The sequence below is a fragment of the Rhodoferax sp. genome (genome assembly GCF_034519335.1).
Lineage (GTDB): Bacteria > Pseudomonadota > Gammaproteobacteria > Burkholderiales > Burkholderiaceae_C > Allorhodoferax.
Map to the genome: position 1 here is coordinate 307,724 of NZ_JAXHOL010000002.1, position 26,180 is coordinate 333,903.

At 58.0% G+C, this 26,180-nt stretch carries 26 protein-coding genes and 1 tRNA gene; 12 read left to right on the plus strand and 15 right to left on the minus strand.

The window, feature by feature from the left end; all coding sequences use genetic code 11:
* Nucleotide 1 precedes the first annotated feature (1 nt).
* The 5 genes from U5O12_RS03320 to U5O12_RS03340 all read left to right on the plus strand — a co-directional run bounded on the left by U5O12_RS03320 (nt 2) and on the right by U5O12_RS03340 (nt 3,511).
* A complete protein-coding gene (locus U5O12_RS03320) occupies nt 2-1,414 on the plus strand; it encodes a cytochrome bc complex cytochrome b subunit (protein WP_322577259.1) in 1,413 nt (470 codons plus the stop codon).
* A gap of 18 nt (nt 1,415-1,432) precedes the next feature.
* Nucleotides 1,433-2,188: a cytochrome c1 gene (locus U5O12_RS03325; RefSeq protein ID WP_322577260.1), complete on the plus strand. Its 756-nt coding sequence runs from the start codon at nt 1,433-1,435 to the stop codon at nt 2,186-2,188.
* A 102-nt stretch (nt 2,189-2,290) separates the two neighbouring features.
* Nucleotides 2,291-2,902: a glutathione S-transferase N-terminal domain-containing protein gene (locus U5O12_RS03330; protein ID WP_105262683.1), complete on the plus strand. Its 612-nt coding sequence runs from the start codon at nt 2,291-2,293 to the stop codon at nt 2,900-2,902.
* Nucleotides 2,903-2,920: 18 nt separating this feature from the next.
* Entirely contained in the window at nt 2,921-3,385 is a 465-nt protein-coding gene (locus U5O12_RS03335) for a ClpXP protease specificity-enhancing factor (protein WP_322577359.1), read from the plus strand.
* Between the two features lie 50 nt (nt 3,386-3,435).
* A tRNA-Thr gene (locus U5O12_RS03340) sits at nt 3,436-3,511 on the plus strand.
* Between the two features lie 13 nt (nt 3,512-3,524).
* On the opposite strand, the gene U5O12_RS03345 is transcribed toward U5O12_RS03340, so the two are convergent.
* Entirely contained in the window at nt 3,525-3,848 is a 324-nt protein-coding gene (locus U5O12_RS03345; protein WP_322577360.1) for a hypothetical protein, read from the minus strand.
* Between the two features lie 26 nt (nt 3,849-3,874).
* On the opposite strand from U5O12_RS03345, the gene U5O12_RS03350 reads away from it, so the two are divergent.
* The 5 genes from U5O12_RS03350 (at nt 3,875) to U5O12_RS03370 (ending at nt 10,342) form a co-directional block, all read left to right on the plus strand.
* Complete coding sequence (locus U5O12_RS03350) at nt 3,875-4,831, plus strand: M23 family metallopeptidase (RefSeq protein ID WP_322577261.1); 957 nt, start codon at nt 3,875-3,877, stop codon at nt 4,829-4,831.
* 137 nt (nt 4,832-4,968) lie between these two features.
* Nucleotides 4,969-7,722 carry a preprotein translocase subunit SecA gene (secA, locus tag U5O12_RS03355; RefSeq protein WP_322577262.1) on the plus strand — a complete coding sequence of 918 codons (2,754 nt, stop codon included), beginning with the start codon at nt 4,969-4,971 and terminating at the stop codon, nt 7,720-7,722.
* Between the two features lie 10 nt (nt 7,723-7,732).
* Nucleotides 7,733-8,962, plus strand: coding sequence for a bifunctional glutamate N-acetyltransferase/amino-acid acetyltransferase ArgJ (gene argJ, locus U5O12_RS03360; protein WP_322577263.1), 1,230 nt, complete (start codon nt 7,733-7,735; stop codon nt 8,960-8,962).
* Nucleotides 8,963-8,984: 22 nt separating this feature from the next.
* Nucleotides 8,985-9,857 (plus strand): ATP-binding protein, encoded by an 873-nt coding sequence (locus U5O12_RS03365; protein WP_322577361.1) that lies wholly within the window; start codon nt 8,985-8,987, stop codon nt 9,855-9,857.
* On the plus strand, nt 9,854-10,342 hold the full coding sequence (locus U5O12_RS03370; protein ID WP_322577264.1) for an NUDIX domain-containing protein: 489 nt from the start codon (nt 9,854-9,856) through the stop codon (nt 10,340-10,342). The genes U5O12_RS03365 and U5O12_RS03370 overlap by 4 nt, the downstream gene beginning before the upstream one ends.
* Nucleotides 10,343-10,370: 28 nt before the next feature.
* Here U5O12_RS03370 and U5O12_RS03375 read toward each other — a convergent pair whose 3' ends face one another.
* The 10 genes from U5O12_RS03375 to rfbB form a co-directional block, all read right to left on the minus strand.
* Nucleotides 10,371-10,574: a DNA gyrase inhibitor YacG gene (locus tag U5O12_RS03375; protein ID WP_322577265.1), complete on the minus strand. Its 204-nt coding sequence runs from the start codon at nt 10,572-10,574 to the stop codon at nt 10,371-10,373.
* Between the two features lie 18 nt (nt 10,575-10,592).
* On the minus strand, nt 10,593-11,348 hold the full coding sequence (gene zapD / locus U5O12_RS03380) for a cell division protein ZapD (RefSeq protein ID WP_322577266.1): 756 nt from the start codon (nt 11,346-11,348) through the stop codon (nt 10,593-10,595).
* A gap of 22 nt (nt 11,349-11,370) precedes the next feature.
* Nucleotides 11,371-11,979, minus strand: coding sequence for a dephospho-CoA kinase (coaE, locus tag U5O12_RS03385; RefSeq protein ID WP_322577267.1), 609 nt, complete (start codon nt 11,977-11,979; stop codon nt 11,371-11,373).
* Between the two features lie 4 nt (nt 11,980-11,983).
* Entirely contained in the window at nt 11,984-12,829 is an 846-nt protein-coding gene (locus U5O12_RS03390; protein ID WP_322577268.1) for an A24 family peptidase, read from the minus strand.
* Entirely contained in the window at nt 12,829-14,046 is a 1,218-nt protein-coding gene (locus tag U5O12_RS03395) for a type II secretion system F family protein (protein ID WP_322577269.1), read from the minus strand. Before U5O12_RS03395 ends, U5O12_RS03390 begins: the two co-directional genes overlap by 1 nt.
* 20 nt (nt 14,047-14,066) lie before the next feature.
* Entirely contained in the window at nt 14,067-15,797 is a 1,731-nt protein-coding gene (pilB, locus tag U5O12_RS03400; protein ID WP_322577270.1) for a type IV-A pilus assembly ATPase PilB, read from the minus strand.
* Between the two features lie 131 nt (nt 15,798-15,928).
* Nucleotides 15,929-16,465: a dTDP-4-dehydrorhamnose 3,5-epimerase gene (gene rfbC / locus U5O12_RS03405; protein WP_322577271.1), complete on the minus strand. Its 537-nt coding sequence runs from the start codon at nt 16,463-16,465 to the stop codon at nt 15,929-15,931.
* Nucleotides 16,465-17,367 (minus strand): glucose-1-phosphate thymidylyltransferase RfbA, encoded by a 903-nt coding sequence (gene rfbA, locus U5O12_RS03410; RefSeq protein ID WP_322577272.1) that lies wholly within the window; start codon nt 17,365-17,367, stop codon nt 16,465-16,467. The genes rfbC and rfbA overlap by 1 nt, the downstream gene beginning before the upstream one ends.
* A gap of 2 nt (nt 17,368-17,369) precedes the next feature.
* Nucleotides 17,370-18,275, minus strand: coding sequence for a dTDP-4-dehydrorhamnose reductase (rfbD, locus tag U5O12_RS03415; protein ID WP_322577273.1), 906 nt, complete (start codon nt 18,273-18,275; stop codon nt 17,370-17,372).
* Nucleotides 18,272-19,351, minus strand: a complete 1,080-nt coding sequence (gene rfbB, locus U5O12_RS03420; RefSeq protein ID WP_322577274.1) for a dTDP-glucose 4,6-dehydratase — start codon at nt 19,349-19,351, stop codon at nt 18,272-18,274. The genes rfbD and rfbB overlap by 4 nt, the downstream gene beginning before the upstream one ends.
* 232 nt (nt 19,352-19,583) lie before the next feature.
* On the opposite strand from rfbB, the gene U5O12_RS03425 reads away from it, so the two are divergent.
* Together U5O12_RS03425 and U5O12_RS03430 are read left to right on the plus strand one after the other, a co-directional pair.
* Complete coding sequence (locus U5O12_RS03425; protein ID WP_322577275.1) at nt 19,584-20,006, plus strand: prepilin-type N-terminal cleavage/methylation domain-containing protein; 423 nt, start codon at nt 19,584-19,586, stop codon at nt 20,004-20,006.
* A gap of 17 nt (nt 20,007-20,023) precedes the next feature.
* Entirely contained in the window at nt 20,024-20,611 is a 588-nt protein-coding gene (locus U5O12_RS03430) for a PEPxxWA-CTERM sorting domain-containing protein (protein ID WP_322577276.1), read from the plus strand.
* 89 nt (nt 20,612-20,700) lie between these two features.
* On the opposite strand, the gene U5O12_RS03435 is transcribed toward U5O12_RS03430, so the two are convergent.
* The 4 genes from U5O12_RS03435 to U5O12_RS03450 form a co-directional block, all read right to left on the minus strand.
* Entirely contained in the window at nt 20,701-21,168 is a 468-nt protein-coding gene (locus U5O12_RS03435; protein WP_322577277.1) for an FxDxF family PEP-CTERM protein, read from the minus strand.
* Between the two features lie 94 nt (nt 21,169-21,262).
* Entirely contained in the window at nt 21,263-22,699 is a 1,437-nt protein-coding gene (locus U5O12_RS03440) for a phosphomannomutase (protein WP_322577278.1), read from the minus strand.
* Between the two features lie 117 nt (nt 22,700-22,816).
* Nucleotides 22,817-23,920 (minus strand): DUF1972 domain-containing protein, encoded by a 1,104-nt coding sequence (locus tag U5O12_RS03445; protein WP_322577279.1) that lies wholly within the window; start codon nt 23,918-23,920, stop codon nt 22,817-22,819.
* Nucleotide 23,921: 1 nt separating this feature from the next.
* A complete protein-coding gene (locus U5O12_RS03450) occupies nt 23,922-25,148 on the minus strand; it encodes a glycosyltransferase family 4 protein (RefSeq protein ID WP_322577280.1) in 1,227 nt (408 codons plus the stop codon).
* Between the last annotated feature and the right edge of the window lie 1,032 nt (nt 25,149-26,180).

Consider the following 26,180-nt stretch of genomic DNA (forward strand, 5'->3'; position numbering starts at 1 on the left):
CATGGCGACTTTCAAGGAAATCTCTCCCAACGCCTCAGCCGGCGAAAAGGTCACGAACTGGTTTGAAAACCGGTTCCCCACTGCCTTTGATGCCTACAAGGTGCACATGTCGGAGTACTACGCTCCGAAGAACTTCAATTTCTGGTACATCTTTGGCTCGCTGGCCCTTTTGGTGTTGGTGATCCAGATCGTGACTGGCATTTTCTTGGTCATGCACTACAAGCCTGATGCCGCTCTGGCGTTTGGCTCGGTCGAATACATCATGCGCGATGTGCCATGGGGTTGGCTGATCCGTTACATGCACTCCACAGGCGCCTCCGCCTTCTTCGTGGTGGTCTACCTGCACATGTTCCGTGGCCTCATTTACGGCAGCTACCGCAAGCCGCGTGAACTGGTCTGGATCTTCGGTTGTGCCATCTTCTTGTGCCTGATGGCTGAAGCCTTCATGGGCTACTTGCTGCCTTGGGGGCAGATGTCCTATTGGGGCGCCCAAGTGATCGTGAACTTGTTCGCAGCTGTGCCTTTGGTTGGCCCAGACTTGGCTTTGCTGATTCGTGGTGACTTCGTGGTCGGCGATGCCACCCTGAACCGCTTCTTCAGCTTCCACGTGATTGCGGTGCCTCTGGTCCTCTTGGGGCTGGTGGTGGCGCACTTGCTGGCGTTGCACGACGTGGGTTCTAACAACCCCGATGGCATCGAAATCAAGGGCCCCAATGCCCCGCGCGATGCGGCGGGCCATCCCCTGGATGGCGTGCCGTTCCACCCCTACTACACGGTGCACGACATCTTTGCGGTGAGCATGTTCCTGATGGTGTTTACCGCCATCATCTTCTTCGCACCAGAGATGGGCGGCTACTTCCTGGAGTACAACAACTTCATTCCGGCCGATCCGCTGAAGACACCTGCCCACATTGCCCCCGTCTGGTACTTCACGCCGTTCTACTCCATGCTGCGTGCCATCACCAGTGAAATGATGTACGCACTGATTGCCTGCGTGCTGGGCGCTGCAGCCTTCAGCATCTACAAGTTCAAGATGCCCACGATCTTCAAGGGCGTGCTGGCGGGAGCTGCCATCGTGGCAACGGTGCTCATGCTCAATATTGACGCCAAGTTCTGGGGCGTGGTGGTGATGGGTGGCGCTGTGGTCATCCTGTTTTTCCTGCCTTGGCTGGACTACAGCCCGGTCAAGTCCATTCGCTACCGTCCCGATTGGCACAAATACTTGTACGGTATCTTTGTGATCAACTTTGTGGTTCTGGCCTACTTGGGTGTGCAGCCGCCGTCCCCCATTGGTGAGCGTGTGTCGCAAGTGGGTACTTTGTTCTACTTTGGCTTCTTCCTGCTGATGCCCTGGTGGAGCACCTTGGGTGAGTCCAAGGAAGTGCCTGCCCGTGTGACCTTTGCGGCCCACTGAGCGCCGGAGACGACTGACATGAAAAAACTTCTGATTACCCTCGTGGCTGCCTTGGGCTTTGCTGCCGGTGTCCATGCCGCCGGTGGCGGTATCCCCTTGGACAAAGCGCCTTCCAAGACCAATGACTTGGTGTCCCTTCAAAACGGTGCCAAGCTGTTTGTGAACTACTGCCTGAACTGCCACTCGGCAGCCTTCATGCGCTTCAACCGCCTCAAGGACATCGGCCTGACCGACCAGCAGATCAAGGACAACCTGTTGTTCACCACCGAAAAAGTGGGCGAAACCATGAAGGCTGCGATTGATCCCAGGCAGGCCAAAGATTGGTTTGGTGCCAACCCGCCCGACCTGACCGTGATTGCCCGCTCGCGTGCTGGTGCTGGGGGTTCCGGTGCAGATTATCTGTACACCTACCTGCGCACCTACTACCCTGATGAAACCAAAGCCACGGGCTGGAACAACTTGGTCTTCCCGAGTGTAGGTATGCCCCATGTATTGTGGGAACTGCAGGGTAAACGGGTACCGGTATACGACACGGTCACCGAGCACGGCCACGAAGTACAAGTCTTCAAAGGCTGGCAGCAAATCACGCCCGGTACCATGACCCCCGCGCAGTTCGACCAAGCCATTGGTGACTTGGTTAACTACATGCAGTGGATGGGTGAGCCCGCACAGAACACCCGTGTTCGCGTGGGTGTGTGGGTTTTGTTGTTCCTGTCGGTGCTCACGCTGTTTGCGTGGCGCCTGAACGCGGCGTTCTGGAAAGACGTCAAGTAAAGTCACGCGCTGTCGCACAGGCCGTATTGGCCTGAGGTGATGGTGTCAGAGTGGGTCTGCCAAGGCGACCCACTCTTTTTCATTTTTTAGGAGTCTCTTGCCATGATGGTGCTGTATTCAGGAACAACCTGCCCCTTTTCTCACCGTTGCCGTTTCGTGTTGTTCGAGAAGGGCATGGACTTCGAAATTCGCGATGTCGACTTGTACAACAAGCCCGAAGATATCAGCGTGATGAATCCCTATGGGCAAGTGCCAATTCTGGTCGAGCGCGACCTGATTTTGTATGAGTCCAACATCATTAACGAGTACATTGACGAGCGGTTTCCCCATCCCCAGCTGATGCCTGGTGACCCCGTGGACCGCGCCCGCGTGCGCCTGTTTCTGCTGAACTTCGAAAAAGAGCTGTTCGTACATGTGTCCACACTGGAGGCTCGCGCCTCCAAAGGCAACGAAAAAGCCCTGGAGAAAGCCCGTGCGCACATTCGCGACCGCCTGACCCAGTTGGCTCCCGTGTTCCTCAAGAACAAATACATGCTGGGTGAGAATTTCTCCATGTTGGACGTGGCCATTGCGCCCCTGCTCTGGCGTCTGGATTACTACGGCATCGACCTCAGCAAGAACGCTGCGCCCCTGCTCAAGTATGCCGAGCGCATTTTCTCGCGCCCTGCCTACATTGAAGCGCTGACACCTTCTGAGAAGGTCATGCGCAAGTAAAGCGGGACGCACGCCATGATGGATGCCGATAACGCCCAGTCTACACGCCCGTACCTCATTCGTGCTTTGTACGAATGGTGTACGGACAACGGCTTTACCCCTTTTATAGCGGTTCAGGTGGACGACTCCGTGCGCGTGCCCCAAGAGTATGTGAAGGATGGCGAAATCGTGTTGAACGTAAGTTTCGATGCGACCAGTGCCTTGCAACTGGGTAACGAGTTCATCGAGTTCAAGGGCCGTTTTGGTGGTGTGGCGCGTGACATTCTCGTGCCTGTGCACCGTGTGCTCGCCATTTATGCGCGGGAAAATGGGCAGGGTATGGCTTTTCCCGTGACTGCAGTCCCAGAAGTTGCTGCGCCCAAGCCACCCGTGCCGGAGGCAAAGCCTGCGGTGTTGGCGCCTGTGCCTAGCTCAGAAGAGGTCGGCCCCGACACTCCGCGTCCCCCTGGCGGCGGTCGGCCAGCACTGACGCGTGTGAAATAGACGGCTTTATGTCCAATCGGGCGTCGTGCTTGATGTAGAATTCGGCCCGTGCCGCTTTAGCTCAGTTGGTAGAGCAACCGCCTTGTAAGCGGTAGGTCGTCAGTTCGAATCCGACAAGCGGCACCATTTCACCCTCCCGTCATAGCTTATTTTTGCTTGGCGGCGACACTTGGACCTTTAAGCGAATTGAGTTAACCTCCCAGCCTTTGGAGCGCAAATGCGCTTGCATGGCAGGGAGTAGCTGACGCAATTTTGCTGCTACTGCTGTGTTATCCAGCAGCAAGCACCATTCGCTCCCATCAATAGGCCCTGCTTGGATTGCCAGCCGCAAAGAGCGCGGAATCACGGTGTCCAAGCTTTTGAGTCGTGCCGTTGATTCTGTCGCGAGGTCACTGAGTCTCGCCAAAGCAGGCGATTCCCGGCTGGCCTGCAGGGCAGTCACGGCTCGGTGATTGCGGGTCAAAGATTGCATGAAGAAGGTGTTGGAATATGCAAGTGATTATCACGGATGCTTGGATGGCCAAAAGCAGGGCTTTCCACCTGAGTGGCACCAAACTGGTGTTGTCTTTTTTAGGCCTTTCTATCGCGCTGATGCTGGTCTCGGCAGGGCTTTACCACTGGGTCTTTCTCAAGGGTGCGCGCGAAGGTTGGCCCATTGTTGGCTCCCTGGTGCGGTTGGTTGTGAAGGATGAATTCGCCCAGCGCGACCGCTATTTGCGGGAAAACATTGAGGTGCTGGCCAAGAAATTGGGCGAGATGCAGGCCAAATTGCTACAGCTGGAGTCTTTGGGGGAACGTGTGTCGGGGCTCGCGGGCATCAATCCTGCCGATATCAAAGTCAAGCCTGGCCAAGGTGGTCTGTTGGTGGAAGGCCGGCCCTTGACTTTGCAGGAGCTGGATGCGGGGCTGGATGCGCTGGATCTAGTGGCCAGTCAGCGGGCTGAGGCCATGACCGTCCTGGAATCGCGCTTGTTTGAGCAGAAGATAAAGAAGATGATGGTGCCTACCCAGACGCCCGTGCAGGATGCAAACTTGGGTTCGGTGTTTGGGTGGCGTATTGATCCCATTACGGGACGGTCGGCCCTTCACACCGGACTGGACTTTCCGGCTGAGACGGGAACCCCCATTTATTCAGCAGCCGGTGGCATGGTGGTGACACAAGAATTCCACTTCCAATACGGCAATATGATCGAAGTCGACCATGGCAATAACCTGATCACCCGTTATGCACATGCCTCCAAAGTATTGGTCAAAAAAGGCGATTTGATCAAACGCGGACAGAAGATTGCCGAGGTGGGGACTTCAGGGCGGTCGACGGGACCTCATTTGCATTTTGAGGTGCTGGTGCAGGGCGTGCCCCAAGATCCTCAAAAGTTTTTGAACGCAGGTCGTAATCTTCCGGGTGCTCAGCTTGTGCAATCCAAAGCGTCTGATACGCAACGCTAAAATGGGCGGTTTGGTATTTGTGGTGGTGCAAGCACGGATGTGCTTGTCTTCCATCTGAATGCCCCCATTTCACACAGACGAGAAAAAGGACTGCGCTGATCTGTTACCCATGGTGGGGGCAGGCCAGTCTTGCATGCATGGCCATCAATATCCTTACCAAAATCTTCGGCAGTCGCAATGACCGCTTGCTCAAGCAATACCGCTCCGTCGTTGCGCGGATCAATGCGCTGGAGCCGCAGTTCGAGAAGTTGACCGACGACGGGTTGCGTGCCAAGACCCAGGAATTCAAGGATCGCATTGCAAAGGGTGAAACGTTGGATGCGGTCCTGCCCGAGGCCTTTGCGGTGGTGCGTGAAGGTTCCAAGCGTGTCATGAAGATGCGCCACTTCGATGTGCAGTTGTTGGGTGGCATGTCGCTACACAACGGCAAAATTTCGGAAATGCGCACAGGTGAGGGAAAGACCCTGACTGCCACACTGCCGGTCTACCTCAACGCATTGAGTGGCAAGGGCGTTCATGTTGTTACGGTGAATGACTACCTCGCCAGCCGCGATGCGAAGTGGATGGGCCGCCTCTACAATTTCTTGGGTTTGACGGTGGGTATCAACCTGCCCCAGGCCCCCAGAGAAGACAAGCAAGCCGCTTACCGCGCAGACATCACTTACGGCACCAACAACGAATACGGCTTCGACTACCTGCGCGACAACATGGTCTATGAGGTGGCTGACCGCGTGCAGCGTGGCCTCAACTACGCCATCGTTGACGAGGTGGATTCCATCTTGATCGACGAGGCGCGTACACCTTTGATCATTAGCGGGCAGGCGGAAGACCACACCGACCTGTACCTTGCCATCAACAAGGCTATCCCCAAGCTGGTGAAACAGGAAGGGGAAGCCGACCCGCGCACGGGCGAGGGCGTGACAAAACCCGGCGATTTCACTTTGGATGAAAAGACGCACCAAGTCTTTTTGACCGAGCAGGGCCACGAATCTGCGGAGCAGATTTTTGCCGAATTGGGCCTGATTCCAGCAGGCTCGTCGTTGTATGACCCCGCCAACATCACGCTGATGCATCACTTGTATGCAGCGCTGCGTGCCAACCACCTGTACCACCGCGATCAGCACTATGTGGTGCAGCAAGGCGAGATCGTCATCGTGGATGAATTCACCGGGCGCCTGATGACAGGGCGCCGCTGGAGCGATGGCCTGCACCAAGCGGTGGAAGCCAAAGAAGGCGTGCAGATCCAGGCTGAAAACCAGACCCTGGCCTCTATTACCTTTCAAAACTACTTCCGTCTCTACGGCAAGCTCGCTGGCATGACCGGCACTGCCGATACAGAAGCCTATGAGTTCCAAGAGATCTATGGCTTGGAAACGGTGGTCATCCCACCCAATCGCAAAAGCCTGCGTGATGACCAGTTGGACCGCGTGTACAAAACCACGCGCGAAAAATACGAAGCGGCGATCAAGGACATTCGCGAATGTTACGAACGTGGCCAGCCTGTGCTGGTGGGTACCACGTCGATTGAAAATTCCGAGATCATCGCGCAGCTCCTGGAGAAGGAAAAGCTGCCCCATCAGGTTCTCAACGCCAAGCAACACGCACGCGAAGCGGATATCGTGGCCCAAGCCGGTCGCGCCAAGATGATCACCATTGCCACCAACATGGCAGGCCGGGGTACCGACATTGTGCTGGGTGGCAACATCGAAAAAGACATTCAGGCGGTGGAAGCCGATGAAAGTCTGGACGCCGCCGCCAAGGAAGAAAAAATCAAGGCTCTGCGCGCCCAGTGGACGCAGGACCATGAAGCCATCAAGGCCCTGGGCGGCTTGCGCATCATTGCTACTGAACGCCATGAGTCGCGCCGCATTGACAACCAGTTGCGCGGTCGTTCCGGCCGTCAGGGCGATCCGGGTTCCTCGCGGTTCTACCTGAGCCTGGACGATTCGCTGATGCGCATCTTCGCGGGTGACCGCGTGAAATCCATCATGGATCGCCTGAAAATGCCCGATGGCGAAGCGATCGAAGCCGGCATTGTGACGCGCAGCATCGAGAGTGCGCAGCGCAAGGTGGAAGCACGCAACTTTGACATGCGCAAGCAATTGTTGGAATACGATGACGTGTCCAACGACCAGCGCAAAGTGATCTACCAGCAGCGCAACGCGATTCTGGATGCCCAAGATTTGGGTGCCCAAATTACCTCGCTGCGCGAAGGCGCTTTTGAAGATTTGGTGCGCCAGTACGTGCCAGCGGAATCTGTGGAAGAGCAGTGGGATGTGCCCACATTACAAAAAGCACTGGGCGATGATTGGCAAATCAGTCTGGATTTGCAAAAGCAGGTGTCTGAAGCCAGCTCTATTACCGATGAGGAAGTGGTGTCAACCGTGGTCAGTGCAGCCAATGCTGCTTTTCAGGCCAAGGTTGATCTGGTCGGCGCCGATAACTTCACCCAGTTTGAGCGTATGGTGTTGCTGCAAAGCATTGACAGCCACTGGCGCGACCATCTGAGCGCATTGGACTACCTGCGCCAGGGTATCCACTTGCGCGGTTATGCCCAGAAACAACCCAAGCAAGAGTACAAGCGCGAAGCTTTTGAGCTGTTCGGCCAGTTGCTGGACTCCGTCAAAAACGATGTCACCAAAGTTTTGATGACGGTCAAGATCCAGTCCAACGAACAATTGGAGCAGGCTGCGGATGCAATGGAAGCCCGCGGGGAGAGCATTGCCAACGTGACCTACAGTGCTCCATCGGAGACTGGTGAAGTGCAAACCACGGTAGATACCGCCACGGTCAAGCCCAGTGCAAGCGATGTTCCGCGCGTAGGACGCAATGAACCCTGCCCGTGCGGCAGCGGCAAGAAATACAAACACTGCCACGGCCAATTGACCTGAGAGTACTCCGATGCCTGTAAACCTTCCCCTGCCCGACGTGGCAACCCTGTTCCCTATCGCGGGAGTACGCATTGGCGTAACCGAGGCAGGTGTGCGAAAGGTGGGTCGCAAAGACCTGACGGTGGTATTGCTGGATGAAGGGGCCAGTGTTTCAGGCGTTTTTACCTCCAACCGTTTTTGTGCCGCTCCGGTGCAGCTGTGCCGCGAGCATTTGGCTTCTGGCCAGGCAATCCGCGCGCTGCTGATCAACACCGGCAATGCCAATGCAGGTACCGGTGCGGATGGTTTGACCCGCGCGCAGAACACCTGCGTTGCATTGGCAGCCAAGCTTGGAATTGCTGCGCAGCAAGTGCTGCCGTTTTCTACAGGCGTAATCATGGAGCCGTTGCCTGTTGACCGTATCGAAGCAGGCCTCGAGGCCGCCATTGCAGATGTACGTGCAGACAACTGGTTGAAAGCGGCCGAGGGCATCATGACCACGGACACCCAACCCAAGGCTTTTGGCGCCCAGATTACGCTGGGTGGCAAACCTGTTTGTATCAGCGGTATCAGCAAGGGCGCTGGCATGATTCGCCCCAACATGGCCACGATGCTGGGGTTTATCGCTACAGATGCCTGTGTAAGCCAGGCTGTGATGCGCCAGTTGTCGCTGGAGTTGGCTGAGGGTTCGTTCAACCGTGTCACTGTGGACGGAGACACCTCCACCAACGATTCATTGGTAGTGATTGCCAGCAACAAAGCGGGTAACGCAGAGATCACGTCCCTGGAGTCGGCCGATGGCCTGGCTCTCAAGTCGGCCATGCTCAGCGTGGCCCGCAAATTGGCCCAGGCTATCGTGCGCGATGGCGAGGGAGCGACCAAGTTCATCACGGTGCAGGTAGACGGTGGACGGACCGCAGAAGAGTGCCGCAAGGTGGCGTATGCCATTGCGCATTCGCCGCTGGTGAAGACAGCGTTTTATGCCAGTGATCCCAATCTGGGGCGCATTTTGGCGGCTGTGGGTTATGCCGGTATCGACGACTTGGACCAGACCGGTATTGAGCTGCATCTGGACGATGTGCATGTGGCCACACGCGGTGGGCGTAATCCCAATTACCGCGAAGAAGATGGGCAGCGCGTGATGAAGCAAAGCGAAATCACCGTGCGGGTGGGCTTGGGCCGAGGTGCCGCCACCGAAACTGTCTGGACCTGCGACTTCAGCCACGATTACGTCACCATCAACGCAGACTACCGCTCCTGAACGACGCGCCATGACCGATACCATGACCAAAGAATTGGCCGGTTTCTTGGCACGTGCCGAATTGTTCATGGCACGAGTCGAAGCGTCACTGCCTCATGGGTTGGAGCAGCCCGACTGGAATGCTTCTATCGCTTTTCGGTATCGCCGTCGGCGCTCCGGTCAAGGCGTGATCACGCCCGTGCAACATGTGGGGGCCATGGGCTTGGACGATCTGAAAGAGATCGATGATCAAAAAGAAAAAATCCAGCGCAACACCGCCCAGTTTGTGCGCGGTGCTACGGCCAACAATGTGTTGCTTACCGGTGCCAGAGGCACTGGCAAATCGTCCCTGATCCGCGCCTGTCTGCACACCTATGCAGCGCAAGGGTTGCGGCTTATCGAGGTGGACAAGGCGGATCTTGTTGACCTGACGGACATCGTGGAACTGGTCGCCCAGCGTCCCGAGAAGTTCATTGTGTTTTGTGACGACCTGAGCTTTGACGAAGGCGAAGCGGGGTACAAGGCTTTGAAATCGGTGCTTGATGGCTCGGTGGCTGCAGCTACTCCCAATGTGCTGATTTACGCAACTAGTAACCGACGCCATCTGTTGCCGGAGTACATGTCGGAGAACCTGACCTACAAGCACACGGAAGACGGTGAGGTGCATCCGGGCGAGGGTGTGGAAGAGAAGATTTCACTGTCAGAACGGTTTGGTCTGTGGGTAAGTTTTTACCCATTTAGCCAAGATGAGTACTTGGCCATCGTGGCGCAGTGGCTCGGAGCACTGGGCATTTCCCCAGACCGTATTCCAGCCGCCCGACCCGATGCCCTGTTGTGGGCACTGGAGCGCGGTTCACGTAGCGGACGGGTGGCTTACCAGTTCGCCAAAGACTTTGCCGGGCGTGAAACGGTATGAGTGACCGCTTGGTGGCGGATCCCGGCACCGCCCGGGAGGGTGGGCCAGACCGCAAGGCTGTGGAGGTCGCGGTGGGGGTGTTGGTGCGCAAGGATGGCGCCTTTTTGCTCACGTCCCGCCCCGTTGGCAAGGCTTATGCCGGGTACTGGGAGTTCCCGGGTGGCAAACTGGAAGTTGGTGAAACCATCGAACAGGCCTTGCGCCGTGAGCTGCAAGAAGAGATTGGTATCACGATAGGTGCTGCAATCCCCTGGAAAGTGGAGTTGGTCGACTATCCCCACGCTTTGGTACGTTTGCACTTCTGCAAGGTGTTCGAATGGGCCGGCGAGCTGCAAATGCGCGAGGCACAAATGTATTCGTGGGAGCAGCTTCCTGTTCAGGTGCAGCCTGTATTGCCGGGCACGGTACCTGTGCTGGACTGGTTTGCCAAAGAACGGGCACATTCGGGTGCTACACATTTGGTAGCTGCTCGCGCAGATTCCTAGTGCTCTAGAGGCCTGTTCGGCTTAAATATCACTGGAGTTTGGCGTCACCAAAAACCTGGTCGTCTGGTGGTGCTTCGCTAGGAACGCGAAAGGATTCACTGGCCCAGGCGCCCAAATCCAGATTTTTGCAACGTTCGCCGCAAAAAGGGCGATAGGCATTGCTGGGGGCATACACACTATCCCCACCGCATTGCGGGCAGACAACGATCTTCTGGAAAACCGGCTCGGCCATGGAAAATCTGCTCTCAGTCTAAGAGCACAGAGTCAACTCAAAAGCTCCGTCTTCGCCGCTGGCATGCAAGCGGTCATCGTCCCCGTGGCGCATTAGGCGAATGGACACCATCAGGCGGTTGCCACTGATCTCGGCGATCAGCTGCAGTGCAGGGTCCAAAGACAGCCGTAGTAATTGGAACGTCCTGCCTTGGGGCAAGTTTTGCTGGAATTGGCCGCCAACGGCCACTACTTTTTGAGGGGCACCGGAATCGCGCAGCATCTTGAGCAACAAGTGAATTGACTCTGCCAAAGGTGCAAGGGTGGATGCCCAACGCTGAAGGTCCTGCTGGCGCACTTCCGCGCTGCGGTGCTGCCACGCGTAATAGGCCGGCAGGTCAAATTCGCATGTGCCGCCAGGAATGCCGACCCTGCTTCGGATGCTCATTAACCAATCGTTTTCGGTGAGAGCCTGACCGGCTTTGCCCGCCAAGCCATTCAAAGAAGTAAAACAACGATCGAGCTGACCAATGACTTGGTCCAGCACAGCCTCTGCAATTGCGGGGTTGCCGCGGTATCCATTCAGAATTTGTTTTTGCTTGTCCAGATCTTTGAGGACATCGGACTTCAGGTCCGCACGGGCCCCCACGTCCATGACTTCAAAAATGGTCGTCAAGGCAAAGTGGTGATCCAAGGGCTCAGAACGCGCCATCAACTCTGCCAAACGCAAAAACAGATGTTCAAGTCGCAAATAGGTGCGAATGCGTTCGTTGAAGGGGTATTCGTAAAGGATCACGCTGTATTTTCCGGTCGCCGAATCATAGCCCGAACTGATTCGCAATTTGTTGCACTTGCACTGCGAGTTCATCCAGATGGATAGCTTCGTTGAAAATTGCCGCATCTGCGGCTTGCAGGCGCTGTGACCGGCTGGCTTGTGCTGCCATGATGTTTTCTACTTCGGGACGCGAGAGGCCATTGCGTTGCATTACGCGCTGGATCTGGGTTTCACTGCCGCAATCCACCACCAGAACGCGGTGAAGGCGCTTGCGCCAGTGGGCCGATTCCACCAAAAGGGGAATGTCAAAAACAAGGCAGTGAGCACCATCCGTTTCGGCATGCACGGCTGCTTGTTCAATGGCCATGCCAACCAAGGGATGAACGATGGACTCGAGTCGCGCCCGTACGCCGGCATCGGCAAAGGCAAGTTGGCGCATTTTTTCGCGGTCCAAAGCGCCCTCAGGGGTCAGCGAATCTGCTCCAAATGTCTCTCGTATCCGGGAAATGGCAGCCCCGCCTGCTGCCGTAGTGGCGCGGGCCAAGACGTCGGCGTCTATCAGACGGGCGCCATGGGTCTGGAGCAATTTGGCAACCGTGCTTTTGCCGCTGCCGATACCGCCAGTCAGACCCAAGCGCAAGGCGGCAGGCATGCGTCTAGAGGCCTACCAGTTGGCGCAAGGTCTGGGGGCCGAATAGCAAACCGGCAAACCCAGCACCCGCAAGGAAGGGACCAAAGGGCACATAGCCGCCTTCCCGCAGGCCGCTGGAGTACTTCATGGCAATACCAACCACAGCTCCGATTACCGATGCAATCAAGATGATGGGAATCAGCAGCGGCCACCCAAACCAAGCACCGAGTGCAGCGAACAGTTTGAAGTCACCGTACCCCATGCCTTCTTTGCCGGTGACCAGCTTGAACACCCAGTAAATGGACCACAAGGACAAATAACCTGCGACTGCTCCCCAAAAAGCAGTCATCAGAGGAACGCTGGTCCATTGCATGGCAGCCGCAACCAGCCCCAGCCACATCATGGGCAAGGTCATGTCATCCGGCAGCAGGGTGGTGTCCCAGTCAATCAGTGCCATACCCAGCAGCAAGGCAGAGAAGGCACACCAAGCCAGTCCAGTGGCAGACGCGCCCCATTGCCAAGCGCACCAGAAGAACAAGCCACCCGTGACTATTTCGACAACGGGGTAACGCAAGCTGATGGGCGCTTTACACCTGGCACATTTGCCACCCAACACGGCATAACTTACTACCGGGATGTTTTCAAACCAGCGAATCTGGTGGCCGCAATGCGGGCATCGCGAGCGCGGCACCATAAGGTTGAAGGGTTCGGCGGCGGGGGCCTCTTTGCCAGACAGGTCTGCGCATTCCGTGGCCCATTGCCGCTCCATCATTTTGGGAAGGCGGTACACCACTACATTGAGGAAGCTGCCGATCAATAGACCCAGCACACCTATCAGGCTGGCATCCAGCCATTGCACACCCGTCAACATCAAACCACTTGTCCCAGCTTGAAGATAGGCAGGTACATGGACACCACGATACCGCCGATGATGGTACCCAGCACCACGATGATGATGGGTTCCATCAGGCTGGAGATGCCAGCCACCATATCGTCCACTTCGGCTTCAAAAAAGTCGGCGGCTTTGCCCAGCATGTGGTCAATAGAGCCAGACTCTTCGCCAATCGCACACATTTGCAGAACCATGCTCGGGAACAGGTTGGCATTGGTCATGGCAGCAGTTAAGGCGGTACCTGTTGATACCTCTTGCTGAATTTTTTGGGTGGCTGTCTGGTAGACGATGTTGCCCGATGCGCCTCCCACAGAATCAAGGGCTTCCACCAAGGGTACGCCTGCAGCAAACATCGTGGAGAGAGTGCGGGTCCAGCGTGCCACACAGCTTTTGTCCACCATTACGCCGAAGATGGGCAGCTTGAGCATCAGGCGGTCCATAAAAGCCTGCACTTTTTCATTGCGCTGCCAGGCCTGCATAAAGAAATACAGGCCGCCACCTATGCCACCAAAGATCAACCACCAGTAGTCAATAAAGAACTCGCTCATGGCAATGACCATCAGCGTTGGCGCTGGCAACTCACCACCAAATGATGTGAAAACCTGCTTGAAGGACGGAATCACAAAAATCATGATCACCGAAACCACCACAAACGCAACCACCAGCACGGCGATCGGGTACATCAGTGCCGACTTGATTTTCGATTTGATCGCTTCCGTCTTCTCCATGTAGACCGCGAGGCGGTCCAGCAATTGGTCCAAAATACCAGCCGATTCGCCGGCCTCCACCAAATTGCAGTAGAGGTTGTCAAAGTACAGCGGATATTTGCGGAAGGCAGTGCTCAGCGAGGTGCCGGTTTCAACGTCCTGGCGGATGTCATTGAGCAGCTTGGTCACGCTGGGGTTGGGGTTCCCACGCCCCACAATGTCAAAGGCCTGCAACAGCGGCACACCGGCTTTCATCATGGTGGCCAGTTGCCGGGTAAAAATCGCCATGTCTTTGGGCTTGATACTCTTGCCCGAGCGCATGCGGCGCTTTTTGATCTTGGTGGGTGTGACCCCTTGGCGGCGCAGGGAAGACTTGACCTGGTTTTCGCCGATGGCGCGGATTTCTCCCCGTACCTGCTTGCCGTTGCGGTCTTTGCCTTCCCACTCGAATACTGCGTCTTTGGTGTCCGCAGATTTTGCTGTTGCCATAGGGTCCCCTGGGTTGTCTTCTATTCGTTGGTGACGGCCAGCACTTCTTCCAACGAAGTCAGCCCTAGTTTCACTTTGTGCAGGCCAGCCTGGCGCAGCGATCGCACGCCTTCGGCCTCCGATTGCGCTGCAATATCCATGGCACTGCCATCCCGCAGGATGATGCGCTGGATTTCGTCGCTGATGGGCATCACTTGGTAAATACCAACACGCCCTTTGTAACCGTTGTTACACATGGAGCAGCCAACCGCCCTGTAAGGCTTCCAGCTACCGTCCAGGTCGCTTTCTTTGAAGCCCGCATCCAACAAAGCTGCTGTTGGCACATCAGCCGGCTGTTTGCAATTCAGGCAGAGGCGGCGTGCCAAGCGCTGCGCCGTAATCAGAATCACACTGGACGCAATATTGAAAGGCTGGATCCCCATGTTGCGCATGCGCGTCAAGGTCGTGGGCGCGTCGTTGGTGTGCAAGGTGGACAACACCAAGTGGCCCGTCTGCGCCGCTTTGATGGAGATGTCTGCCGTCTCCAGATCGCGGATTTCACCGACCATGATGATGTCTGGATCCTGCCGCAAGAACGACTTCAAGGCCGCAGCGAAAGTCAGCCCAGCCTTCTCATTCACGTTCACCTGGTTCACGCCCGGCAGGTTGATTTCAGACGGGTCTTCCGCCGTGGCAATGTTCACGCCGGGTTGGTTCAGCATATTCAGGCAGGTGTAGAGAGACACCGTTTTGCCGGAGCCTGTAGGTCCGGTTACCAAAATCATGCCGTACGGGCGCCCAATCGCCTTGACCAGTCGTTCTTTCTCTTCAGCCTCGTAACCTAGTGCGTCAATGCCAAGCTTGGCGCTGCTCGGGTCCAAGATCCGGATCACGATTTTTTCGCCAAACAGAGTCGGTAGGGTACTCACGCGGAAATCGATCACGCGGTCAGCACCCACCTTGAGTTTCATACGCCCGTCTTGCGGTACCCGTTTCTCGGAAATATCCATCCGCGAGATCACCTTGATCCGCGAGGCCAGTTTGTCCTTGATGGCAATAGGCGGGCTGGCAATCTCGCGCAACTCGCCGTCGATCCGGAAGCGCACCCGGTAGGTGTGCTCGTAGGGCTCAAAGTGCAAATCAGAGGCCCGCATGCTGAAGGCGTCCATCAGCATCTTGTGCAGAAAACGCACCACCGGAGCATCTTCTACTTCGGCCGTCGTCGCCGTGGTTTCAGTGGCAACCTCCGTTGCGCTTTCGTCAAACTCAAAGTCTCCGCCGATGATGTCTTCCATCGCTTCGGAGGCTGTGGTGGTGTTGGCGTCCACCAGCTTGGAGAGCTTGTCAAATTCGGCAATCACCCAGTCAAAACCCATTTGGGTCGAGAACTTGATCCGCTCGGCAGCAGCTTGATCCGACGGGTCTGCGGTAGCGATGATCAGCCGGTTGCCGCGTTTGCTGAGCACCAGCACACGGAAATCAGTGCAAATCTTGGGGTCCAGCAGCCCTTTGGGAAGGCGTTGGGGGTCTACGGCATCCAAGTCCACCAGTGGCGCTGCAAATGCGGCGGATAAGGTGTGCGCCAAATCGGCAGAAGACACCGCGCCTGAGCCCACCAGCTCCGCCATGAAGCTGGTTTTGCCGCCCATGGCCTTGCGGTACAGGTCTTCGGCTGCTTTTTGCGGCAGCTTTCCAGCGGCCACCAAGGCACGTCCAATACCGGGCAGGGCCACCGAAGTGGTATCGCGGTTCACAGAGTCAGCTACAGCCATAGCCAACTAGGATATACGAAGCCAGACGCATTGGTGCAGTTGTAGGGGGCAGGGGGGCAAATTTCCCCCTTTGTGCGTCGCATATTCCCCACCCCGGTCGCCAAAAATAGGTAAGGATGCCGCCGGTGCGCTCAAGCGTCGCCAAAGGCCATGCCTGCCGCATCTTTGGCCGACAGCAGGGGCGCCATACCCAATGAGGGCCACGCGATGGCCAGCGTTGGGTCGTTCCAGGCAATGCAACGCTCATGGGCCGGGGCGTAATAGTCGGTCGTTTTGTACAAAAACTCGGCCGACTCCGACAACACCACAAAACCATGGGCCAGTCCGGGTGGTACCCACAGCTGGCGCTTGTTGTCACCTGACAAAACCTCCCCCACCCATTGGCCATAGGTGGGCGAGTCGCGGCGAATGTCCACAGCCACGTCAAACACCTCACCTGCCACTACACGCACCAATTTGCCTTGGGCTTGTTGGGTCTGGTAATGCAGCCCGCGCAGCACGCCGCGGCCAGATTTGGAGTGGTTGTCCTGCACAAACGGTAGGGTCACACCAGTGGCCTCCCGGAAGGCGCGTTCGTTAAAACTCTCAAAGAAAAAACCGCGCTCATCCCCAAACACCTTGGGTTCGATCAGCAGCACATCAGCAATAGCAGTAGGCGTGGCCTTCATCAAAACACCTTGTCCTTGAGCAAGCGCAGCAGGTATTGCCCATAGCCCGATTTGGCGAGTGGTTGCGCCAGTTTTTGTAACTGCGCATCGTCAATCCAGCCGCTGCGCCATGCAATCTCTTCGGGCGCGGCTACTTTCAGGCCCTGACGGTTTTCTATGGTGTAGATGAATTGGCTGGCCTCCAGCATGGATTCGTGGGTGCCGGTGTCTAGCCAAGCGTAGCCACGGCCCATGGTCTGCACGTCCAGCTGGCCACGCTCCAGGTAGAGGCGGTTCAGGTCAGTAATCTCCAGTTCACCACGCGCCGATGGCTTGACCTGTTTGGCCAACTCCACCACTTGGTCGTCATAAAAGTACAGACCTGTCACCGCGTAGCGCGACTTGGGCGCCTTGGGTTTTTCTTCCAGGCTGATGGCACGACCTTCTTCATTGAACTCCACCACGCCATACCGTTCGGGGTCGTTCACGGCGTAGGCAAACACGGTGGCGCCCGTGGTCTGCTGGGTGGCGCTTTCCAGCAGGCCTGCAAAGTCATGTCCGTAAAAGATGTTATCGCCCAGCACCAGCGCACTGGGAGCGCCATCCAGAAACGTTTCGCCAATCAAAAAAGCTTGCGCCAAGCCGTCTGGTGAAGGTTGAACAGCGTATTCGATGCGAATGCCCCACTGCGAGCCATCGCCCAGCAACTGCTCAAAGCGCGGGGTGTCCTGCGGCGTACTAATTACCAGCACATCTTTGATGCCCGCCAGCAGCAGAACGCTAAGCGGGTAATAAATCATGGGCTTGTCGTAAATGGGCAGCAGCTGCTTGCTCACCGCCTGCGTGGCAGGGTAGAGCCGGGTGCCGGAGCCACCCGCGAGGATGATGCCTTTGCGCTGCTTGGCGCCTGAATTTTTTGTCATGCTTACTTCCCTGAAATTTCGGTCAACATGCGCGCCACGCCTGCTTGCCAGTGCGGCAGCGTCAGGCCAAAGGCAGCTTGCAGCTTGCCAGTGTCCAGCCGTGAATTGAGTGGGCGTTTGGCGGGAGTAGGGTAGCTGCTGGTCGGAGTGGGTGCCACTTGGGCGGGCCCAGCCTTGAGTGGCAAGCCCAGTGCGTGGGCCTGCGCCAGCACAAACTGGGCGTAACCATGCCAAGTGGTTTCTCCGCTGGCAATACAGTGGTACAGGCCGGCAAGCGCTGGCTGCGTTCGCAGTTGTCGCAGTGCATGGGCCGTCACATCGGCCAGCAGCTCGGCCGACGTGGGTGCGCCAAACTGGTCGTTGATCACCGTCAACGCCTCACGCTCGCCTGCCAAGCGCAGCATGGTTTTGGCAAAGTTACCGCCGCGCGTGGCGTACACCCAGCTCGTACGCAAGATCAGATGCTTGGGCGTGGTGGCTACTGCCTGCTCCCCCTCCAACTTGGTCTGACCATACACACTCAGCGGACCCGTGGAGTCAGTCTCTTTCCAGGGGGTAGAGCCGCTGCCGTCAAACACATAGTCAGTGCTGTAGTGCACCAGCCATGCTCCTATTTTGGTAGCTGCTTGCGCAAGTATGGCGGGCGCCAGGGCATTAATGGTGCGTGCAAGCTCAGGTTCGCTCTCAGCCTTGTCCACCGCCGTATGGGCAGCGGCATTCACGATCACGTCGGGCCGCACTTGCAACACGCTGCGCTCCAGCCCGGCCAAATCGGTAAAGTCGCCGCACAGGCCGTCGGGGTTGTGCGCAGCGTCAAAATCCAGCGCCACCACCTCACCCAGCACGCCCAAAGCGCGTTGCAGCTCCCAACCCACCTGGCCACCACGGCCCAAGAGCAGTATCTTCATGCCGCAGCCTTGGTGGCGGCGCCGTATTGTTTGTTCACCCAGTCGCGGTAGCCGCCACTCAGCACATTCCCCACCCACTCGGGGTTGTTCAGGTACCACTGCACCGTTTTGCGGATGCCGGTTTCAAAGGTCTCGGCCGGCTTCCAGCCCAGTTGCTGCTCAATCTTGCGGGCGTCAATGGCATAGCGGCGGTCGTGGCCTGGGCGATCCGTCACATAGGTAATTTGTTCTTTGTAGGGTTTTCCATCTGCACGCGGCTTGAGCTCGTCCAGCAGTGCGCACACGGTGTGCACGATCTCCAGGTTCGGCTTCTCGTTCCAGCCGCCCACGTTGTAGGTCTCGCCCACAGTGCCTGCTTCCAGTACACGACGGATAGCGCTGCAGTGATCCTTCACATACAGCCAGTCGCGCACTTGCTGACCATCGCCATACACCGGCAGCGGCTTGCCCGCCTGCGCATTCACAATCATCAGCGGGATCAACTTCTCGGGGAAGTGGAACGGGCCATAGTTGTTGCTGCAATTGGTGGTCAGCACCGGCAGGCCATAGGTGTGGTGGTAGGCACGCACCAGGTGGTCACTGGCGGCCTTGCTCGCGCTATAGGGGCTGTTGGGCTCGTACTTGTTGGTCTCGGCAAACGCAGGGTCAGTTTTGGAGAGCGAACCGTATACCTCGTCCGTGGATACATGCAGAAACCGGAACGCTGCCTTGGCATCAGCTGGCAGGCCACCAAAGTAAGCCCGCACACACTCCAGCAGATGGAAAGTGCCCACGATGTTGGTTTGGATGAAATCTTCCGGCCCGTGGATGGATCGGTCCACATGGCTCTCCGCCGCAAAGTTCAGGATGGCGCGCGGCTGGTGCTGTGCCAGCAACTGGTTCACCAGCGCCGAATCACCAAAGTCACCTTGCACAAACACATGGCGGGCATCGCTGTTCAGGCTGGCCAGGTTCTCCAAGTTGCCGGCATAGGTCAGCTTGTCGAGGTTGACCACCGTCTCGTCCGACTGGGCCAGCCAGTCCAGCACGAAGTTGCTGCCAATAAAGCCGGCACCGCCGGTTACCAAAATAGTCATTGTGAAGAGTCCCTGTCGCGCAAAACCGCCGCTGATTATCGCCCTGCAAAGTGGCACTTCCGTGGCCGCGGCCTTGAGCTAGTCCAATCAGACTATGGCTGTGTAACAGCAAGTTTGGTGCCCAAAAAAGCCAGCTAGTCTGGTCGGGCTATTTGCATGCCAACCGTAAGTCCTTATGATTGGCCGTAACAAATTGTTACCCGCACCCTTTGGTGCGCCTTTGCCGGGTTCCATGTCCTTGATTCGCCACTTACAAAGTAAACCCGCCCGCCGCGTTGAGGCCCAGCGTGGTTTTACGCTCATCGAGCTGGTCATGGTTATTGTGATTCTGGGCGTGTTGTCGGCGGTGGCCATCCCCAAGTTTGTCGACTTGCGCGCCGACGCGCAGCTGGCAGCAACCCAGGCCATTGCGGGATCGGTTTCGTCTGCGTCTGCCATCAATGTGGCCGCCCGGAGGGTCAATGGCAGCAATGGCGTGGTGGTGGACGACTGTGCCGATGCAGGCAGCCTTCTCCAAGGTGGTTTGCCAGCCAATTACTCCACCGGACCGGTGGGGCTGCCGCTACCCATTGCCAACGGCGATACGCGCTTGTGTACCGTGTATGGCCCCAACAACACCACGCAGGCGCAAGCCAGTGTTACCGGGATTTTGTGACCATGAGAAAGCTTTTGATGTCCAAACCACACTTGGCTTTGAGCCGCAGTTTTGTATTTCTGGGGCTTAGTGTTTTGTTGTCAGGTGCTGCCCAAGCCGCCGTGACATTTGAAGACCTCGCGACGCCAGTGCCATTTGGAAGCACGTCGCCCTTCTCCAGTGGCGGGCTGACGTTTTCCACCACCAGCACCTACACCGTGACCACCGATTTGGGCTTTCCTGCCCCCAACCCCGGCAAGTTTCTGGCCTACAACAGTGGTGGCACCGCTTCCTTTGCGTCGGTGGCTCCCTTTAATTTACTGAGTCTTGACTTGGGTGGTTGGGTCGGGTTTGGCCCCAACCCAAGCCCGCTGCGCATCACCGGGCTGCGCGCCGCAGGCCCCGAGGTGTTTGTTGATGTGACGGTCAGTCCCAGTGCTTTTTCCAGCTATACCTTCAGCGGGTTCACCAATCTGCAGTCTGTGCGTTTGGGCAGCACTAACGGGTTTTATGTAGGCGTAGACAACATTGAAGTGTCGCCCGTACCGGAACCCACCACGTGGGCCATGTTGCTGGCTGGTATGGGGCTCTTGGGAGCCGCTGTGCGGCTGCGTCAGCGAGGCTAAAGCGAATTCGTATTTGGGCGGCCACTAAATGCCACCCACAAAAAAGGGACTGCAGTGCAGTCCCTTTTTTTAATAACCAGCGCTGTGGATTAAACGGCGGCGGCAGTCTTGCGGCGGCGGGCAATGGCGCCCATCACACCCAAGCCAGCCAAAAGCATGGCAAAGGTTTCGGGTTCGGGCACGGGCGTCACTTGGTATTGGGCGGCGATGTAGTTGAAGCCATTCACGCTACCACTGGCCTTCAAGCTGTAGGTGCCTGCACCCAGATTGCTGAAAGTGAAAGCGTTGCTGCTCGCGGTTCCGACAGACAAACCATTGAGGTACAACGACACCGAGCTGAACGTTACAGCTGGCAGAGTGAAGTCTGTGCCAAACAGGTTGTAAGAGGTCACGTAGCTGGCGGTTCCGCCCACATTGGATGAACCACCAAGGATGATGTTGCCCAGCAGCACGTCCGAGAACGAGCCCTGCACAAACACGGGGGTTGTTTGGGCTGCATTGGCGCCCAAGGAGCCCAGCGCCAGAACGGCGGTGGCGATGACAGTTTTGATATTCATGTTGATCCCTAATAAATTGGTGGCTGAAATGCAGCCTCTGCCATAGTAGGGTTAGCCCTAGCCTGCGTAAATAGTCCGTTTGGCGCTGTCGTGGTTAACCCGCCACCTGCAGCACCCGCAGCAGGCAGCTGTCGCACAGCTTGCGTGCGTTAAGCGCTGAGCTGGATTCGGCGTAGCAGCGCAGCTCTGGCGCGTTGCCCGAGGGGCGCAGGTGCACGATGTCGCCCGACGCAAAAAATGCGCGCAGGCCATCCGTCTCGTCCAGCGCCTCCAGCGGGCCCGAGTGGGGCGCCAGCAGCTGGCCCAGCAGTGCGGTGTCGTGCTTCAGCCGGGCAATCAGTGCCTGGCTGGCCTGCGTGGCCACGTTTTGCAGCCGGTCGCTCGCGGTAAAGCGCTTGGGCAGCTTGTAGCCCAGCTCCGACACCTTGAGCCCCCGCTCTTTGGCTGCGCACAGCAGCGCCACAATCGGCAGCACTGCATCCCGCGTGGGCAGCGGCCCCAGGCGCTGGCCGTTGCGCAGCACCTGGCTGCCCAACAAAAAGCCGCCATTGGCCTCGTAGCCCACCACCAGCCCTGCGCCTTGGGCCAGCGCGCCTTCCATACCGGCAATCACATAGGGCGAGCCAATGCGCGTGCGCAGCACCTGGCCAAACACCTGGCTGCGCTCCAGTGCCGTATTGCTGCTCACCGGCGTTACCACCGCCTGGGCTTGCAGGTACTGGGCGCACAAAATGCCCACCACATCCCCGCGCAGCCACTCGCCGGTTTCGTCGCCAATCAGCGGGCGGTCTGCGTCGCCATCGGTGGACACCACGGCGTCAAAGTCGTGCACCGCAGCCCACTCCAGGGCCCGCTCCACGTCCTCGTGGCGCACGGCCTCGGTGTCTATGGGCACAAACTCGTCCGAGCGGTCCAGCGGCAGCACCTCGGCCCCCAGCCCTTCCAAAATCTCGCGCAACACATCGCGCCCCACGCTGGAGTGTTCGTACACCGCCACCGTCATGCCCTCTAGTGCCTGCGCGCCAAAGAAATTCACGTAGCGGTCCACATACGCCTGCTGCACCGCGGCCAGGGGCGCAGGCAGCGGGGCGGGCTGCAGGTTTTTGGGCAGGCCCACCAGGTAGCCAAGCATGGCCTGCTCGTCCGCCTTGCTGATCTCGCCGTCTTCGCGGTAAAACTTGATGCCGTTGCGGTCAAACGGAATATGGCTGCCGGTGACCACGATGGTAGGCGCGCCGGTTTGCGCGCCATACAGCGCCAGCGCAGGGGTGGGCAGGGCGCCGGCGTACACCACCGTCAGCCCTTGGTCGCGCGCAGCAGCAGCGCAGGCCGCAGCAATGGCTGGGCTGCTGGGGCGCAGGTCGTGGCCCAGTACCACATGGGTGGCTTTGGGGGCTACGGCCAGCAAAAAAGCGGTGGTGTAAGCGTGGCACAGCGCGGGCGTCATGTCGGCCACCAAGCCGCGCGCACCGCTGGTGCCAAACGCCACGCCCGACTGGGCGGCTATCTCTTGCAGGGTCATTACATTCATGGGGTACCGATCCTAAAAGCGCCCGCGGCTGCGGTCTATAGTCCCTTTGGATTTGGTGCCAAATGTGCCTCTAACGCCCATGGATATTGCGCGAACAGCTCCTGTTTTTATAGCGAATCAGCGCGGCAAATACTGCGTCAACAAATCTTCGTATTGCTTCAGAACGTGGGGCCAGGTGAACTCCTGCGCATACCGGGCTTGGCCTTGGCGGCGTAGCTCGGCCAGCATGCTTGACTGGGCCTGTACCTTGTCCATACACGCCGCAAACCCATCCGCACCGCTGAAGTACACCGCGCCATCACCCACCACCCAGCGGTTAAAGCGGTTGTCGTGCGCAATGACCGCATTGCCAGCGCCCAGAGCCTCCACCAGCGATGGGTTAGTGCCACCCACTTGGTGGCCGTGTACATAGGCCGCGCTGTGAAAGCGCAGCGCCTGCACCACCGTCTTGTCGTAGATGGCGCCCACAAACTTCACTTCATCGCTGGCGGCATCTTTCACCGCACGGTGGTAAGCGTTGGCATCGGAGTAGTTGCCCAGCACCACCAGCTGCATGCCCCGTGGTTTGGCCGAGAAGCCTTTTACGATTTCCAGCAGCGAGTTTTCTGGCTCCGGCCGCGCAATCACAGTCATGAACTGCCCCGGCTGCAGGCCCAGCGCTTCCACGGGTGCGGTGGACGCGTGGGTCACGGCATCGGCGCCGTAGGGGATGGTGGTGATCTTGTCGGCCCGCACGCGGCTGGTCAGGTGCACCTTGATCTGCGGGTGGTCTGCCACCAGGTGGTTGCCCAGCCAGCAGCCCGCCCAGTCATTCATCCAAAACCAGGTCTTGGCCACCGGGCCCCACTTCATGCGCGACCACTCAATGCCATCCATGTTGATCACGTTGGGAATGCCCTTGATGCGTAGCAGCGCACAAAACACCGCCGTGTTGTAGCCCAAGGTCAGGCACAAATCGCGGTGCTTGGCCGCATGCGCTGTGGCTAGCCAGTCAAACACAATGGTGCCCTTGGGCCCCTCTTGCTGCACCGGAATGCGCACCCGCTCCACGCCTTGCCAGGTGTCTTCAAACACGGGGCCGGTGCCGTCTTCCTGGCAATACACCACCACGCGCCAGCCTTGGGCCACCAGGTAGTGCGACAGGTACTCGGCAAAGGTTTCAAAGCCGCCGTGGGCAGCAGGCACACCGCGGGTACCGAGAATACGTAGAGTTTTTTTCATATCAGTGTTTCACGCCCAAGCTGGCGTACAGCTCCAGGGTCGCCTGTAAATAACCTGCACGGTTGAAATGGGAAGCCACATGGTGGCGAGCATTGCGCCCCGTTGTTTCCATCGTCGCGGCGGGCATGGCAGCCACGCGGGCCAGCAGCTCTGTGAGGCCGACTACATCGCGGCTCGCAAACGTCCAGCCTGTTTCGCCATCTAGCACCATCTCCGGTATGCCGCCAATGTTGGCCCCAATGACTGGTGTGCCCAAGGCAAAGCTCTCCAGAACGCTCATGGGGGCGTTTTCGTACCACTCGGATGGCAACACCATGGCGCGGGCCTCGCGAATCAGGGCATGCAATGTGGCCCCAGACTGGTAACCCAAGAATTCAATATCGCCTCCCAGTTCTTGCTGCAAAGCATGAAGCTCCGCCTCGATCGGGCCCGTGCCTGCAATCTTGAGCTTGACGCCTGCCGCTTTTGCAGCCCGCATCAGCGTTGCCACCCCTTTCTCAGGCGCCAAACGACCGAAGTACAGAAAATAGTCACCGGGGGTGTAGCCGGGCTCAAAGCGTGTGGAGTCCACATAGTTTGGGATGTAGGCAAACTTGTCGCGCGACCAGCCCCACTCCACAAACTTCTCCATGAAAAAGCGGCTGGGTACCACCACCTTGTCCAGCTTGCCTTGGTAGGTGTTGAGCATGCGGTGCACGGTGCTCTCCACCATGACAATGGCACTCGCCGCCAGCGAGTCGCGCACACAGCGGTGTTGCACCACGTTCAGCAGGTTTCCGCCCTTGCACTTCTCGCAGACGCCGGTGTTGTTCAGCATCTTGTAGGCGGGGCACGCGATTTTCAGGTCATGTGCCGTCATCACCACGGGCACGCCCGCATCGCGCAGCGTGGGAATGATGGAGGGTGACAGGTGGTGGTAGATGCAGTGCAGATGCGCTACGTCTGCCGGAAAGTCTTGCAAGAGGCGTTTGAGTTTTTTTTGCGCCTCGAAGGAGTAGACCACCTTGGACGCCATGGCCAGCTTCTGGCCCACAGAGTAGGCGTGGCCAAACTCAATCTCATCGATGAAATACTGTGACCAAGGTGTCTCGAAGTTCTTGGGGTGGTGCATGGAAAAAAATCCATTGCTCCAGCCTTGCTCCTCCATCAGTGCAGCGTGGTCTAGGTAGACCACGTCGGAGCCGCCTCGGCGGTAGTGGTAGTTGTTGATACTTAGAAGTCTTTTCATCAGAAATACTATTTGGCGTGTACTGTGTTTAAAGATAAATCGATGGGCTCTTCGTCAATTTCACTGTGAATTTTTCCTCACGCCAAACCAAAATAAAACTTGCCGAAAAGAAAAGAATCCTTGCAGGGGAGGTGGGAAGAAAAAAAGCGCGAGGGGGGGGTGGGGGGGATAGGGGTAGGGTGAATCATCAACGGAAGGGTGATTGAGTGTTGGGTGGGGGGAGAGAGCAGCGCGTGGGGGGGGCGGAGCGACAATCTACCTGATTGGTTGGAGGGGGCCGGGCGGGGGAGGGGTAGAGTAGGAGGAAGAAGAAAGGTGGGCGGCTGCGAGTAGTGGTCCCGAAAGGGGGGGGGAATCTCTTGGGGTGCGCGCGCGGGGTGTGGGGGGGGGGGTGGGGGGGGGAGAAGAGGGGGCAGCGCGGGGGGTCATGGATAGGGATAGGATGCGCCGCCCAATGCATGGTATGGGGGGGGGGTGTCCCTGGGGGGGGGGGGGAGGATGTAGTTTTGTGGCGCGGCGTCGCGGGGGGGGAGGGGGGAGAGTGAAAATGAAAATGAAGAGGGTGGGGTGGGGGGGGGAATGCTGGGCGGGGCTAAAAAGGGGGGGGCAAAAAACATAGGGATGGCGATGAGAGAGGGGGGGGGTGGGGGGGTGGGAGTGGGGTCAAAAGAGGGTTTGTAGATTCAGGATGGAACTATCTCGGGGAAATGAGAAGGGGCGGCGGGGGGAGGAGGCGTCGGTGAGGAGGGGGTGGCGGGAGTGTCCTCTGGGAGATTACCTCATGTAGTCGTCGACTAAGGGGGGTCATATCTGTGGGGTGCGACGGGGCGGGCCCGATGGAGTGGACGGGGGTGAAGGGGGGGGGGAGAACGGGGGGGGGGGGGGATGGGAAAGGGGGGGGGGGTAGAGAAGAAGGAGGAAAAAAAGGGGGAGATGGGGATAGGTGAGTACGGGAAGACGGGAATTCGAGGGAAGTCAAGGGTAATAGGGAGGGGGAGGGGGGGAAGGGGGGTGAAGGGTGGAAGAGTGGGG